Origin of the sequence: Bacillus sp. YBWC18 (assembly GCF_002998775.1) — a bacterium.
Taxonomy (GTDB): Bacteria; Bacillota; Bacilli; order Bacillales; family Bacillaceae; genus Bacillus.
The window spans coordinates 970,928-985,571 of sequence record NZ_PVRI01000001.1 but is presented as its reverse complement, the minus strand read 5'-3'; the positions used below and the strand labels follow the sequence as shown (position 1 = coordinate 985,571).

Annotated in this window: 16 protein-coding genes; 12 read left to right on the top strand and 4 right to left on the bottom strand. The window is 41.9% G+C overall.

Annotated features, from left to right (window positions below):
- Position 1 precedes the first annotated feature (1 nt).
- Both C6348_RS05065 and prpB read left to right on the top strand, forming a co-directional pair.
- A complete protein-coding gene (locus tag C6348_RS05065) occupies positions 2–1,438 on the top strand; it encodes a bifunctional 2-methylcitrate dehydratase/aconitate hydratase (RefSeq protein ID WP_106037308.1) in 1,437 nt (478 codons plus the stop codon).
- A gap of 12 nt (positions 1,439–1,450) precedes the next feature.
- Positions 1,451–2,368 (top strand): methylisocitrate lyase, encoded by a 918-nt coding sequence (gene prpB / locus C6348_RS05060; protein WP_060596539.1) that lies wholly within the window; start codon positions 1,451–1,453, stop codon positions 2,366–2,368.
- A gap of 33 nt (positions 2,369–2,401) precedes the next feature.
- Here the strand turns inward: prpB and C6348_RS05055 are convergent, their stop codons facing one another.
- Both C6348_RS05055 and C6348_RS05050 read right to left on the bottom strand, forming a co-directional pair.
- Positions 2,402–3,064 carry a lysozyme family protein gene (locus C6348_RS05055; protein ID WP_034660911.1) on the bottom strand — a complete coding sequence of 221 codons (663 nt, stop codon included), beginning with the start codon at positions 3,062–3,064 and terminating at the stop codon, positions 2,402–2,404.
- 97 nt (positions 3,065–3,161) lie between these two features.
- Entirely contained in the window at positions 3,162–4,487 is a 1,326-nt protein-coding gene (locus C6348_RS05050; protein WP_034660910.1) for an APC family permease, read from the bottom strand.
- 186 nt (positions 4,488–4,673) lie between these two features.
- Here C6348_RS05050 and czrA point away from each other — a divergent pair, with 186 nt between their 5' ends.
- A complete protein-coding gene (gene czrA, locus C6348_RS05045) occupies positions 4,674–5,003 on the top strand; it encodes a Zn(II)-responsive metalloregulatory transcriptional repressor CzrA (protein ID WP_007500691.1) in 330 nt (109 codons plus the stop codon).
- A 32-nt stretch (positions 5,004–5,035) separates the two neighbouring features.
- Here the strand turns inward: czrA and C6348_RS05040 are convergent, their stop codons facing one another.
- Complete coding sequence (locus C6348_RS05040; protein ID WP_066030776.1) at positions 5,036–5,560, bottom strand: CcdC protein domain-containing protein; 525 nt, start codon at positions 5,558–5,560, stop codon at positions 5,036–5,038.
- 118 nt (positions 5,561–5,678) lie between these two features.
- Between C6348_RS05040 and C6348_RS05035 the strand changes: the two genes are divergently transcribed.
- The 7 genes from C6348_RS05035 (at position 5,679) to C6348_RS05005 (ending at position 11,693) form a co-directional block, all read left to right on the top strand.
- Positions 5,679–6,611, top strand: a complete 933-nt coding sequence (locus tag C6348_RS05035) for a helix-turn-helix transcriptional regulator (RefSeq protein WP_034660908.1) — start codon at positions 5,679–5,681, stop codon at positions 6,609–6,611.
- A 54-nt stretch (positions 6,612–6,665) separates the two neighbouring features.
- Positions 6,666–7,139, top strand: coding sequence for a GyrI-like domain-containing protein (locus C6348_RS05030; protein ID WP_106042166.1), 474 nt, complete (start codon positions 6,666–6,668; stop codon positions 7,137–7,139).
- A 37-nt stretch (positions 7,140–7,176) separates the two neighbouring features.
- A complete protein-coding gene (locus tag C6348_RS05025) occupies positions 7,177–7,896 on the top strand; it encodes an MBL fold metallo-hydrolase (protein WP_106042164.1) in 720 nt (239 codons plus the stop codon).
- Between the two features lie 3 nt (positions 7,897–7,899).
- Entirely contained in the window at positions 7,900–8,472 is a 573-nt protein-coding gene (locus C6348_RS05020) for a TetR/AcrR family transcriptional regulator (RefSeq protein WP_034660905.1), read from the top strand.
- A gap of 147 nt (positions 8,473–8,619) precedes the next feature.
- The gene (locus C6348_RS05015) at positions 8,620–9,501 is read left to right on the top strand and encodes a membrane protein (RefSeq protein WP_034660904.1); all 882 of its coding nucleotides are present in this window, start codon (positions 8,620–8,622) and stop codon (positions 9,499–9,501) included.
- On the top strand, positions 9,464–10,069 hold the full coding sequence (locus C6348_RS05010) for a DUF4166 domain-containing protein (protein WP_106042162.1): 606 nt from the start codon (positions 9,464–9,466) through the stop codon (positions 10,067–10,069). Before C6348_RS05015 ends, C6348_RS05010 begins: the two co-directional genes overlap by 38 nt.
- Positions 10,062–11,693: a YndJ family protein gene (locus C6348_RS05005; protein ID WP_106042160.1), complete on the top strand. Its 1,632-nt coding sequence runs from the start codon at positions 10,062–10,064 to the stop codon at positions 11,691–11,693. The genes C6348_RS05010 and C6348_RS05005 overlap by 8 nt, the downstream gene beginning before the upstream one ends.
- On the opposite strand, the gene C6348_RS05000 is transcribed toward C6348_RS05005, so the two are convergent.
- Positions 11,683–12,162 carry a site-2 protease family protein gene (locus tag C6348_RS05000; protein ID WP_034660901.1) on the bottom strand — a complete coding sequence of 160 codons (480 nt, stop codon included), beginning with the start codon at positions 12,160–12,162 and terminating at the stop codon, positions 11,683–11,685. The genes C6348_RS05005 and C6348_RS05000 overlap by 11 nt on opposite strands.
- 230 nt (positions 12,163–12,392) lie before the next feature.
- Here C6348_RS05000 and csaA point away from each other — a divergent pair, with 230 nt between their 5' ends.
- A complete protein-coding gene (csaA, locus tag C6348_RS04995; RefSeq protein ID WP_060596531.1) occupies positions 12,393–12,725 on the top strand; it encodes a chaperone CsaA in 333 nt (110 codons plus the stop codon).
- A gap of 513 nt (positions 12,726–13,238) precedes the next feature.
- The gene (locus C6348_RS04990) at positions 13,239–14,630 is read left to right on the top strand and encodes an MFS transporter (RefSeq protein ID WP_095285278.1); all 1,392 of its coding nucleotides are present in this window, start codon (positions 13,239–13,241) and stop codon (positions 14,628–14,630) included.
- Positions 14,631–14,644 lie beyond the last annotated feature (14 nt).

Below are 14,644 nucleotides of genomic sequence, written 5' to 3'. Positions count from 1 at the left end.
CATGAATAAAACAGCAGTCGCCAATCAAACGGATCAGCTATTGGAAGAAATCGCAGCCTATGCAGTAGACGGGGAGATTACGAGCAAAGAAGCCATTGAAACAGCGCGGTATGTACTGATAGACACACTCGGCTGCGGAATGCTGGCGCTCAATTTTCCGGAATGTACGAAGCATCTTGGCCCCATCGTACCTGGTACCGTTGTGCCTAACGGAGCAAGAGTTCCAGGCACTTCGTTTGTGCTAGATCCTGTTCAAGCGGCTTTTGATATAGGCTGTATGATTCGCTGGTTAGATTATAATGACACGTGGCTTGCAGAGGAGTGGGGACATCCGTCAGATAACTTAGGCGGAATATTAGCTGTAAGTGATTACATCAGCAGAACGCGGCTTGCAAACGGTGAAGAGCCGCTTTCGATGAATGACGTACTGCATGCGATCGTCAAGGCACATGAAATTCAAGGTGTGCTCGCTTTAGAAAATTGTCTGAATCGAAATGGCTTGGATCATGTGTTATTTGTCAAAGTGGCAACAAGTGCTGTTGTGTGTGCATTGCTTGGCGGAACAAAGGAAGACGTGCAGCATGTTTTATCGCAAGCGTTTGTTGATAATTCTCCGCTTAGGACGTATCGCCACGCCCCAAACACAGGATCAAGGAAATCGTGGGCAGCGGGTGATGCAACAAGCCGCGGGGTAAGACTGGCAATGATGACACTAAAAGGGGAAATGGGCTATCAAACACCGCTTAGTGCTGAGAAGTGGGGCTTTGAAGATGTTCTTATGCAAGGAAAATCTCTCACACTCGCTCAGCCGCTAGGATCATACGTCATAGAAAATGTGCTTTTCAAAATTGCTTATCCTGCTGAGTTTCATGCCCAGACGGCTGCAGAGGCCGCTATGATGCTGCATGATGCTGTAAAAGATCGATTAGATGACATTGACCGGGTAGAGATTACAACACATGAATCAGCGATTCGCATTATTGATAAGAAGGGGCCGCTGTATAACCCAGCAGACCGCGATCATTGCTTGCAGTATATTACCGCGATTGGATTGATCTATGGTGAGCTAACAGCTGACCATTATGAAGAAGAAACGGCGCGAAATCCGGCCATTGATCGTCTCCGGGACCAAATGGTTGTCAAAGAAGATAAACGTTATACAGCAGATTATTTAGATCCGAAAAAGAGATCAATAGCAAACTGTGTGCAAATCTTCTTTAAAGACGGGACGATGACAGATCGAATTGAAATTGAATACCCGCTTGGTCATCGCAGAAGAAGACAGGAAGGCATTCCGCTGCTTGAAAAGAAATGGGTCTATCATTTGAAGACAAGATTTCCACAAAAACAAGTGGATCAAATTGTGTCACTCTGTCAAAATCCAAATCAATTAAAAACAACAACCGTACCAGCATTTATGGACCTATTCGTTATATAAGGGGGAACTAGTGTGTGGATCGTGAATGATGAATCAAGTCAAGCAGATTTAGCCGCAGCCTTTAAAGAACAAATGCACAAATCAGCTTTATTTCAAATCCCAGGCGTTCACGATGGAATGTCTGCGCTTTATGCAAAAAAAATGGGCTTCCAAGGGCTCTATTTATCTGGCGCCGCTTTTTGTGCCAGCAAAGGACTGCCTGATCTCGGCATGATCCATTCAACGGAAATGGCTGAAAAAGCGAAGGAAATCATTCGAGCTTCTCAGCTGCCGCTTTTGGTCGATATGGATACTGGCTATGGCGGCGTATTGAATGCTGCAAGGGCGGCAAAAGAAATGGTAGAGAGCAAGGTGGCAGCTGTTCAAATTGAAGATCAGCAAATGCCGAAAAAATGCGGACATTTAAACGGAAAATCGCTCGTTCCAGTAGAAGAGATGATCGCGAAAATCAAAGCCATCAAACAAGCGGCACCAACGCTTTTGGTGATTGCAAGAACCGATGCAAAGTCTGTAAACGGGATGGAGGATGTCATCCGCAGAGGCAATCTTTATCTCGAAGCAGGAGCTGATGCTATTTTTCCTGAGGCGCTCATTACAGCTGAAGACTTCACGCATGCGTCAAGCAGCATAAAAGGACCGCTTCTTGCAAATATGACGGAGTTTGGTAAGACTCCTTATTATCATGCAGATGAATTTTCGATGTTTGGATTTCAGATGGTCATCTACCCTGTGTCATCACTTAGAGTCGCTGCAAAAGCGTATGAGCGTTTATTTACAGAAATCATGGAGAAGGGGACGCAGCAAGGAATTTTGAAGGACATGCAAACGAGAAAAGAGCTGTATGAAACGATTCAATATGATGACTATGAGGAAATGGATCAGCATTTAGCGAAAACGATCCTGCCGGAAATCGGGAAAGAACAGCGATAAAATGAAAAGCACTTCCTAAACGGAAGTGCTTTTTTACGATGATGGTGTGGATGATGAAGCCAATTTCATCTTTTCTTCAACTGTTTTCGTTTTTTCTTTTACTTTTTCAGCATAAGTGAAATCACCGTAGCAATACGGATAGCGGAAGTTATCTTTGTTGCCTCCGCACGTATAGACTTCGGGGTTTTGTTTCACTTGCTTTTTGGAGTATTGCTTTGCCAATTTCTCGGAATGTTTTCCCCCGTTTTTTGCAACAAAATCAATATAGCCGATTCCCATATTATAGCTTTGAATAATGGTTTCCAAATCAACGCCTTTTTTCTTCCCATGCTTGTACATAGTAGAAAAATGATGGACTCCTTGTCTAATGCTTTTCTGAGGGTCATTGATTTCATTTCGTTTCAAACCAAGAGATTCAGAGGACTGCATTGGATCTCCGCCTCTGCCTTTTGATTCTTGATACATCATACCGAGGATTAACGCGGTATATTGATCTAAATCTTGATCTCTTAGCTCTGTTTCTACAAGCGGCTTGTAATCATCCAATCTCGACAAAACAATTGATTCCGTATCAATCGGCAGCTTTTTTAATTCCTTTTGATTAAAGGACATGACAATGGCTGCTAATACGAAAACAAACAGAAAAATCGTGAAGCAGCCTGAAATGGCAAAACATCCTGTTTTTTTCTTTTTCAAGGTCAGTTCACCCCTGTTTTGCCCCGCTTTTAAAAGGGAAGTACAGCCTTTTTATTATGCCATATCCTGTACAGGATACCAAGTGAAAACCTTATAATCAATCATACCCAAATGTAAATTCGGGTCTTGTTTTCAGTCTGTAGCAGAAATAAACAAAACCGATAATCAGCCAAAGCATACCAATGATTAATGCATTTGTACTGATGCTCGTTAACAGCCAAATACAAAAGGCCGTCCCGCACAGAGGGATCAATGCGTATCTCAATGTATTGAGCACACCTCTTTGTTTTTGTCTGACGAAATAGTACGCAAAAACAGACAAGTTCACAAAAGTGAATCCAATCAACGCGCCGAAGCTGATAAAGGAATAAATGACTTCAAGTTCGCCAACGACTGCGGTTAAGGAGAAAGCACCAATTAATAAAATATTAAAAACAGGGGTTTTTAATCTCGGATGAATATATCCGAAGAAACGCTTCGGTAACGACTCATCTCTACCCATTGCATATAACAGCCTTGCTGCACTTGCATGTGACGATAAGGAAGAAGAGATGACAGCGACCATTGTGCCAGCTAAAAAGAACGAGTGGAGAAATGCGCCCCCCACAAATTCCGCAATTTCAAGTGAGGCAGCATCGGGATGCTTGAACTGTTGAAAATTTGGAAATACCTGCTGCAAAAAATAAGACGTCAAGGTAAACAGTACGCCTCCAATGGCGACGGTTAAGAAGATGGCAAGTGGGATCGTCTTTTTTGGCTTAATGGTTTCCTCAGACATGGTCGAAATTGCATCAAATCCTAGAAACGAAAAACATAAAATGGTCGCTCCTGAAAAAATAAGCGCTGGTTCTAAGCTCGCTGAATAAAAAGGCCGGGCGGACAATAATTCTCCACTTCCAGCGTTTTGTGTGAGCCCATAAATAACAAACCCAACAAAAGTGACGGCGACAATGACCTGGAAGGTCACAAATAGTGCCGTGATGTTGGCTGTAAGCCGAATACCGATTACATTGACAGTCGTTATGGCGATAGCAAGTATGATGATCCAAATGTAATGAGGTACATCAGGAAAGGCTGCGGTTAAATAAGCACTTCCGATCGCAAAATTCACCATAGGCAAAAATAAATAATCCAGTAAAAGTGTCCAGCCCACAAGGAAGCCGACATGAGGATGAATACTTTTTTGCGCATATGTATAAGCAGATCCTGCTTTTGGAAAAGCCTTCACCATATTCCCATAGCTAAGCGCTGTCAATAGTAATGCAAGTAACGTAAATATATAAGCTGCAGCGACGTGTCCTTTCGTCAGCTGAGCAACAATGCCGTATGAATCAAATACGACAAGTGGATCCATATAAGCAAGCCCGATCACAACAAGTGGAAAGACAGTCAGGCTGCGTTTTAGTCTTGGCTCTTCAGTCAATTTGCCTATCAGCTCCTCTAAAAAAATGAATAAATAATGCTCATTTTAAAAAGAATGCTACCAAGTGTCAATGCTATTTGAGTAAATCTTTTTTCTAAAGTGTGCCCGCTTTGCATGCCGGACGTTTTGGTATATGATGATACAGAGAATAAGTCGTGATTTGACGGACAAGAAAGGTGAAGCAAAATGAAGGAAGAACTGAATACAAATCAAGAACAGGAACGGATGGAGCTGGATGAAGAAAGTCTATTTCTTGTCTCCCAAACCTTTAAAGCTTTATCTGATCCGACTCGTATTCGAATTCTGCACCTGCTGTCTCAAGGTGAACACTCGGTAAATGATATAGCAGAAACACTGAATCTCATGCAATCAACCGTTTCTCATCAGCTGCGCTTTTTAAAAAACCTTCGTCTCGTGAAATCTAGACGAGCAGGGACCTCGATTTTTTACAGCCCTGAAGATCAGCATGTGATGGAAGTGCTTGAACAGATGATTCACCATGCACAGCACGATTGATAAAAAACCTTCCTACGCCTATAGGAAGGTTTTTATGCATGATGCACATGTGTCGATCGTTTACTTGCTTTCATCATGTGATAAGAAAAAACAACATAGTAAGCAGCTAAAAGAAAAAAGCTGAGCATAGTCATCGCATCATCGCTCACAATATGCTGATATAGTTCAACGACACTGATCTTGGTCATCGAATGGTTTGTCAGCTCAACCAGCTTAAAACTAAGCCTGGATAAAAACAAACATAAAATGAAGCTTTCAATCCATTTACTCGTTTTCATATACAGCCGGCCATTTTCTTCTTTCATTCGAATCGTCTGATAGGCATGAATAGCCAGGCTGCTTCCAAAAAGCATGCCAATAGCGGCATAGATGAAGATACTGTGATTTTGCCATCCTTCTGATAGGAGAATAAGGGCAGAGAGACCAAAGATATACATTCTCATCAAAAGACTGATGGGGCGTACAAGCTGATAGCGTCTCATTCGATTCATTCGAATCATGATGCAGATCAACATAATGCTCCCAATCATGAACAACTGCCACACGTTATGTGTCATGATGCAACCTCCTCCTGCACGTGCAGGGATGTAAACGAATGCTGGCTGTTACTTATCTTTACCATTCTTTCTTTTTTTATCAAAACAAAACCTACATTTATGAAAAAGAGGAAAAGTCATGAAAATCGACCGCATTTTATCTATTGTGATGCTGCTCATTAGCAAGAAGCAGGTACAGGCGAAAGATCTTGCTGAACTCCACGAAGTGAGCGTGAGGACCATTTATCGTGATATTGATACCATCAATCAAGCGGGAATCCCTATTGTGACAACCCAAGGAGCAGGTGGAGGCATTTCACTTGTTGAGGACTATCGTTTAGAGAAAAAATTATTTACCGATGATGACATCGAGGTCATTTTAACAGCCCTCGAAAGCATGACGAGTGCGTACTCCTTTAAAGAAAGTGAGCATGTACTGAAAAAAATCAAATCGCTCATTCCCACGCATACGGGTGAGAGCGAAAAACAGCATCATGTCTTCATTGATTTAAGCTCCTGGGGAAAAGACAGCCAGGCAGAGCAGAAGCTCCAGCTCATCCATACAGCTGCCTCAGCGCACCAATATATTCAGTTCACCTATCGCAATGCGAAAGGCGAAACACTTCCACGCAAAGTGGAGCCTTATACGCTTGTTTTAAAAGGAAGGCATTGGTATTTGTATGCGTTTTGTTGTGTGAAAAAAGCTTTTCGTCTGTTCAAGCTGACCAGAATGACGGGTCTTGTCACCATTTCAGGATATTTCCAACCGAAAAGAATCAAAAACGAAGAGAAGCCTTGGAATGACTCTTGGCAAGAACAACCATCGGTCAGCTCTGTCACGCTCAGGTTAACGGAAGCATCAGTGGGCAAAGTGAAGGAATGGGTGGATGAGAACGAATTGAACGTATGTTCAGACGGAAGCTATCTTGCCACCATCACTGTACCTCAAGATGATTGGTTAAATAGTTTCCTATTCCATTTAGGTCCAGATGTCGACATTCTTTCCCCGAAGCATGTCAAAGAAGCGTTTGATCTCCAGTTGAAACAATTTCTCAAACGAATGGAAACTTGACACAATGTTGTCAGGTTTCTTTTTATATGATAGAAAAAAAGGAGATGAGAATGTATGTACGATATCGTGACATTAGAGAAACAATGGATGAAAGGGTTGTCTGTTCGAACAACAAACGAAATGGAGCTGACAAAAGAGCGGAAGATTGCACCTCTTTGGCAGCAATTTTTTGCGCAGCAGCTTCACGGGGGACAAGCTCCCGTCATAGGGCTGTATTCAGATTATGAAAAAGATGAGCATGGCTCTTATTTATTCACAGCGGGACACTTTGTGGATCAGCACTTAGAACATGTAAAAGAGATTCCCTCGTCCACGTACGCAAGATTTCGAACGAGAAAGGGGCCGATTGAAGAAGTTGTGCTTGAAACATGGCAGCAGATTTGGACGTGGGATGAGCGCCATTACCGCACATATACAGGCGACTTTGAATGGTATGATGAAAGATCTATAGATCCAAAAGAAGCGCAAATTGATATTTATATTGCGGTCGATGAAAAAATAGTTGCTAAAACTAATAGTATTAGTTAATATAAAACTAACAACATTAGTTTTAGGGGGACACTTGATGAGATTGACAACTTTTGACCGTCTGCACCAGCTCACATTGATGCCGCGATTATTTCCGGTAAATTGTTATGTATTTGAGGAAGAGAATGGGCTCATCTTAATTGATGCTGCTTTAAAAATGGCAGCAAAGCCGATCATCGAATTTGCCCGTCAAAAGAACAAACCCATACACAAAATTATTCTCACCCATAGTCATATGGATCATATAGGCGCATTAGATGAAGTGAAAAAAGTTTTTCCAGAGGCAGTCGTCTATTTATCAAAACGCGATGCCCGCCTATTTGAGGGTGACTTATCCTTGCTTCCTGGCGAACCCCAGCAAAAAATCAAAGGCAGTTTTTCGAAAAATATTCACACAAAACCGGATGTGCTTGTCGAAGAAGGAGATGAGATTGGGCCGCTGAAAGTTATTGCGACACCAGGGCACACACCTGGCAGCATTTCCTTATACGATGGAAGGTCAGGAGTTGTGATTGCTGGGGATGCCCTTGTAACAAAAGGCGGCTTATCAGTAACGGGTGAATTTCGCTGGACCTTCCCGTTCCCGGCCTTTGCTACATGGGATGCAGAAACCGCACTCAAAAGTGCCGAAAAATTACTGGCACTTCGCTTATCCTGTCTTGCTGCAGGACATGGCGATCTCATCATAAAACCTCATGAAAAGCTGCAAGCTGCCGTTCGTAAAAGGCAGCAGCAGCTGAAGAAAGGGGAGCAGTAAACCGTGTCTCCAAGAATGGGTATCACGCAAGAAAAAATTATGGATACAGCAGCTGCATTTGTTGATGAAGAGGGGTTTTCTGCATTGACCATTGCTACATTGTCTAAAAGGCTGAACATCAGACCGCCTTCCCTTTATAATCACGTATCCGGTCTTCATGAGATTCAGGCGGCACTCGCAGTAAAAGGGCTGTCCATGCTTTGTGAAGAAGGCATACACGTAACAGAGGGGCTGGATAAAGAAGAAGCTGTTTTAGCCTTCGCCAGGCAGTATGTTGAATTTGTCCGGGAACATCCAGGCCTCTATGAAGCTGCCTTTTCACATATGGATGAGAAAAAAGTAAGAAGCGAGGCAGAGCGCCTTGCTGAATTTGTCCAATCCATCATGTCCCGCTTTGGTGTAAAAGAAGAAGAGATGACACATGTGGTAAGAGGACTAAGAAGCTTATTGCACGGCTTCGGTGATATTTCAAATAAAAAGGGATTTCAACGAAAAGAACAGCTTGAAGACAGTGTGAGCTATGCGGTCAGGCTTTATATCTCAGGTGTGTTGCAAAAAGAAGATCTGTCTCATTGACAGGTCTTTTTTTGCAGTGAATCGATATCTTAAAAGGGCGGCCGTCTTGAAGAATTTTTTTAACAGAAAACGAATAAAGATTTGACAGTTTTGTGAAACATGGTATGCTTGTTATGTGAAATAATTCACATAGAGGAGTAGAGGCAGATGAAAAGAAAGCCTGTTTATGTGGAAACAACCATTCATGCACCTATAGAGAAAGTATGGGAATATACGCAAAATCCAAAGCTTCATGAACAGTGGGATTTGCGTTTTTCAACCATTTCATTAAATGAATCCCAAAATGAACAGCCCCAATCCTTTTTGTATGAAAAGCATCTTGGGTTTGGTTTAAGTGTCACAGGGACAGGAGCGTATCGAACAAGAATGATGGATGAACGGAATGAGCGGGCATCCTCACTCAATTTCAAATCGTCACACCCATTGTCTTTTATCAAAGAAGGCAGCGGCTACTGGAAGTATATGAAAACAAGCGATCACATTGTATTTCAAACTCAATTTGATTACGAAACGAAAGAAGGAAAAGGTTGGACATGGGCAGACCGGATTCTTTTTCGCCCGATGATAGGATTTATGACGGCCTTTAGTTTTGGCGCATTAAAGACGTGGCTTGAAAAGGGAACGCATCCTCGGTTATTACTAGAGAGAACACTTGCTCATTACGGGATTTGTTTGCTGTTTGCCATCGTCTGGCTATGCCAAGCGGTCATCCCTTTTTCACATTCTGCTTTTGATCATAGCACGAGTTTTCGATTGTTTTATGCGCTTTTAGGCGTATCATGGCTAATTCCTAAGCTGTCAAAGAAATATCTCTTCATTCTACAAAGCATGTTTCTGCTGATCATGCTTTGTATAGGGATCCTATCCCCGCAAACGACGCTTCATGAGCCGCTTGTGATGAGTGCATTTTTCATCTTGTCGATTGCAGGTATGATAAATCTAAAAGATTGTGTAGATGTATTTTCCATCAAACGAAAAAGGGGAGGTAGACATGGTCGTTCATCGTCATCAAGTAAAGGATTACGATAAGCTGCATCCAAAACTAAAAGAGAGATACAACCGCGCGTTTTCTGCTGAAGGCACCATGGAGGAGATAGGCGGCGGGTCAAGACTCATTCGATTGATCTTCAGAATTGGTCCATTGTTTCGTTGTTTTTTCCCTGAGAGAGGAAAAGATATTCCTTTCCAAATTGTCAATGAGCCCTTTGTGACAAATAAGGGGGAGGAAGGGATGCACTGGTATCGAACGTTTTATTTCCCAAAGAAGGAGCGGCACTTTGATGCAGATATGATCATTGATCAGAAGAGTCATACAGTCCTAGACTACTTTGGAAAGCCTAGACTTCTTGTGTCAGAGCTTCATTTTACAGTAACAAAGCATGGTTTCCTGCACATTCAATCCGGCCGGCAGAAGTTTTTGATGTTCGGCAGGGAATGGCCGCTGCCTTCATGGCTTTATGGTGTGTCAGATGTAACGGAAGGCTACGATGAGGATGCAGGTGAATATACCATTGATGTCCACGTGAAAAATCGCCTGTTTGGTACTCTTTTTACATATAAAGGCCGTTTTACAGAAAGGGTGTCTCCTGATGAATAAGTGGCATTTGACCTCCAGTCTGATCTTTATGTCTTTTTTTATCGCCACCCGTTTGATGACAGGTCCAATAGCAGAATTTTTTGTTCTCATGGCAATTCTATTTTTTCTTCCCGCTGCCTTACACTTTTTTGAGAAAGAAGGGAAGAAACAAAAGCCAGGGATGCTGATCGGCTTTTTAATGAAAGCCTTTCCACTAGCCGCTCTTTGTGCAACCGCTGCTTTTATCTATCATTCCGCCTGGTTTGCATCGGGATGGCTTTTATATACATTCCTGTTGGCGTTATTTGGCTTTGCTCGTTTGCTGAAAAGAGGAATCTTTCCGCTTCATGAACTGATGATTGATGGTGCATGGATGTATATCGCTTTAGGCGGGCTTTGGTTTTGGCTGTACACAACAGATATACAGGTGATGACATTTTCGCCGATCATTGTGCTTTTGACCGCTATTCATTTTCATTACTCGGCTTTTTTTATCCCGCTTTTTTATGGATTTTTAGGAAGGCAGCGAACAAAAGAGACAGCTTTATATAAAGCGGCAGGCTGGGTGATTTTGCTGTCGCCTGTGATGATTGCTGTTGGGATTAGCTTCTCCCGTCTATTTGATACGTTCAGCGTCGTTCTTTATGTGGTTGCCCTCTACATATATGGAATCCTTTGTGTGAAAACAAAATTTCGGTCAACTTTCGCAAAAGGTCTTGTTGTGTTTTCTAGCTTTGTTTTAATGGGGACGATCGTGTTATCTCTTCTTTATTCAGCGGGTATGCTTATGCGAGTGACCTACATCAGCATTGATCAGATGATTTGGTTTCATGGCAGTATCAATGCTTTTTTTGTGATTTTGCCAGGTTTAATTGGCTGGTTGATCGAAGGACCGAAGGATCAATTGAAGCAGAAGGATTTTCCGATTTCGAAAGTGCATGGTCGCTTTCATTTGATCTCTTTTCAAGAGGAAAGAGTGCACGATCGAGAGAAGCTCGGTTTAGTCGATTCACTTGATGAATTAAATGGAACGACATTTTCAGCTGATCGGGTTTCACCTGTGATTCGCAGATTTTATGAGAACCCTATGGCTTTTACGTTAAAAGCAGCCGTCAGCTTTCATTGGTGGGTGAGGCCTTTTGTTTTTTTACTTCAGCCAGTGTTTAAGAAAATAGGTCAGCTTTATTTGGGGTCATCTCGTATTCCTTATGAAATGCCGGGAAGCCTTTGTAGATTTCAACACCCTAAGGAAGAAAGAGAGAATGTGCGTGCGTGGATTCGTCATAACGCAAAAGGGGAGCAAGTCTTTTTTGCACTTTATGCTCTTCATCACGATGCAGCTGCGGGTTATATGAATATTGCGCTGCCGCTTCCGTATTCTCAGCTGACTGCCATTTTAAAGCCTTTTAATGAAAAGGAAGACTTTCTATTAAAAAGCACACGTCCAAAAGGCAGTACCGGTGACGAAGGATTGTATTTACATACGCCTTTTATCACCATGAAACTGCCAATGGAAGAAAGCTTTCATATGAAGCCGGAGACAGATCAAAGTCTCACAGCGGTACACCAAATGAAGCTGTTCGGTATTCCTTTTTTAACGATTCATTATCATATTGACAGCGAAAGTCATCATGTTAGTCAATGATGTCACATGGTTCACCGTGCCGAATGATGTTCACAATCGCTTGCCCATCACTCGGATGATGATCTGCATACTGGACTGGCAGCAGTGCAAAAAATACATAGTAGACTGAGAAGTAAGCAAATTGATAGAAAAATTGGTGCTCTGGCAGGAAATCATTGGCGATCATTGTATTCAGTATGAGAACACTGAGCAGGTTGCATAATGAACCGCCTAAGTAGACAAGAATGTGCGAAAATCGGTTATTTTTCCTCATTTCTTCATAGTGGCAAAATGCATCTAGAAAATAGATTCGTCTAATTTCAACGACGCCTACTTTCAACACTTTTTTGCCTCTGCCAAGAGCAAAGGAAACCTTTGCCCCAAACATCCACGCGACCACAATATGGCCAAGCTGATGAAGGATGGCAACGATAGGAAGAATGACGAAAAACGACCAGCAAAACGTCCACATATCCGATAATGTAAACAAGTGTTAACCCTCCCCAATATATTCGGGAGGAAGCAGTAGGATTATTTGCCATTTTACTGAATTCATTTTCAGGATGCAAACATTTAATACACGACTATAAATTTATTATGTAAACTAAAAGGAGATTTTAGGGCTGAATAGGCTTTTTGAACCTCCTTTTTGACGAAATGAATGTGCTACAATGGATAATCAATAGATTACGTTACCTTTCGTGAAGGGGAGAGAGTCATATGGCAGATATTGAACAGTTCTTGGCGTTAGATATTCGTGTTGGGACGATCATAGAAGCAGAATTATTTGCAGAGGCAAGAGTGCCAGCGTTGAAACTCAAGATTGATTTTGGTGAAGAAATTGGTGTAAAGCAATCTAGTGCTCAGCTGACAAAGCGTTATACAGCGGAGAATCTTACCGGCAAACAAATTGTAGCAGTCGTTAATTTCCCGCCAAGAAGAATTGCAGGGTTCAAATCAGAAGTGCTTGTCTTAGGAGGCATGCCATCAAAAGAAGACGTGGTTTTGCTAGCCACAGATGAACCGGTTGAGAATGGAACAAAAATAGGGTAAGAAAAAAGACATCTTCCTCAGAAGATGTCTTTTGCGTATTGAGGCGGAATAACCACACGCCACATTCGTGTGTGTCTCAAAGAGACATGTTACCCGACTTACACAATTCAGCTCATCGCTTGATTAATATAGCATGGGATGAGCTTGAATGCAACCATTAAATGAATTCTTTCAGATTTTCATGTCATTTTACAAGATGAATGACAAGAAATCGATTATTTGGATTATTTTTTCAAAAAATATTGAAAAGTCAGATCAGATTTTATAAAATGAATTCATCTTAGTTTGTTTGGTCAATAAACTAAGATAGATTTCAAGCATTGATTCCTATATTGAAGGAGATGATTCCGTCATTCAACTGATTTGCTGCTTAAATGGGCTAAGCTGAAAGGATGAGATGTTCAGCTACATTTTTACAACAAATTGAAAGCGCTTTATATTTCCCGCATTGATTGCTGCTGCCCTCCATCATCTGTTCGTTAGAAGAGGCTAAGTGAAGAAGGGAGAAAGCTCATGGTTAGTGAGAATTTAAAGAAGATTCGTATGTCTGAAAAAGTGGGATATGCTTCAGGAGATTTCGCATGTAATTTGATTTATGCAACTGTCTCTACGTATCTATTATTTTTTTATACAGATGTGTACGGTTTATCAGCGGCAGCAGCAGGGACGATGTTTTTGGTTGTTCGCGCCATCGATGCGCTTGCAGATCCATTTATTGGTGCATTGGTGGACCGGACGAACAGCCGTTTTGGCAGGTTCAGACCTTACTTGTTATTCGGTGCGTTTCCTTTCGTCGTACTTGCCATCCTTTGCTTTACAACACCTGATTTTTCCGAAATGGGTAAACTCATTTATGCCTACATCACGTATGTTGGTTTATCGCTTACATACACATTCATCAACGTTCCTTATGGTGCTTTAACTTCCGCAATGACAAGAAATAACCAAGAGGTTGTCAGTATTACGTCCGTTCGTATGGTTTTTGCCAATCTAGGCGGTCTAGTTGTGGCTTTTTTTGTTCCTTTTCTTGCGACCTTTTTAAGTGATACGACAGGAAATACAGCACTCGGCTGGCAGATGACGATGGCTTTTCTCGGCGTTCTTGGCGGTGCATTACTGATTTTCTGTTTTAAAAGCACGAATGAACGTGTCACGCTTCAAAAGCCAGAGGAAAAGATTAAATTCAGTGATATCTTTGTCCAGTTGCGAGTGAATCGTCCGCTTGTTGTATTAAGCATTTTCTTTATTATTATTTTTGGTGTGAACTCGATCAGCAACTCTGTTGGGATCTATTATGTGACGTATAACCTTGGCAGAGAAGATTTAGTGAAATGGTACGGACTCATTGGCAGTCTGCCAGCTTTAATGGTGCTGCCGTTTATTCCTAAGCTGCACAAGCTGTTAGGAAAGAAAAAGCTGCTGAATTATTCTTTATTGCTGAATATCGTAGGTCTTCTTGCATTACTTGTGATACCGCCGAGTCAAATCACTTTAATACTTGTTTTTAGGCTCGTCGCTGCTGCGGGGAGTATTACAGCCGGTGCTTACATGTGGGCACTTATTCCAGAGACTGTTGAATATGGCGAATATAAAACAGGGAAAAGGATGGGCGGGCTCATCTACGCAGTCATTGGGTTCTTCTTTAAATTTGGGATGGCATTAGGCGGGATTGTTCCGGGGCTTGTACTCGATCGATTTGGCTATGTCGCGAACCAAATACAGACACCAGAAGCATTACTTGGCATTTTAATCACGGTAACGGTGATTCCTGTATGCTTACTGATTTTAGCGATGATTGATATTAATTTTTACAACCTAGATGAAGAAAAACACAAAAAAGTTGTAAGGGAGCTTGAGAATAGGGATCAAGTATATATCGATCATATGGATGATTTTAAAATGTAGGTCGTGAAGAGGAG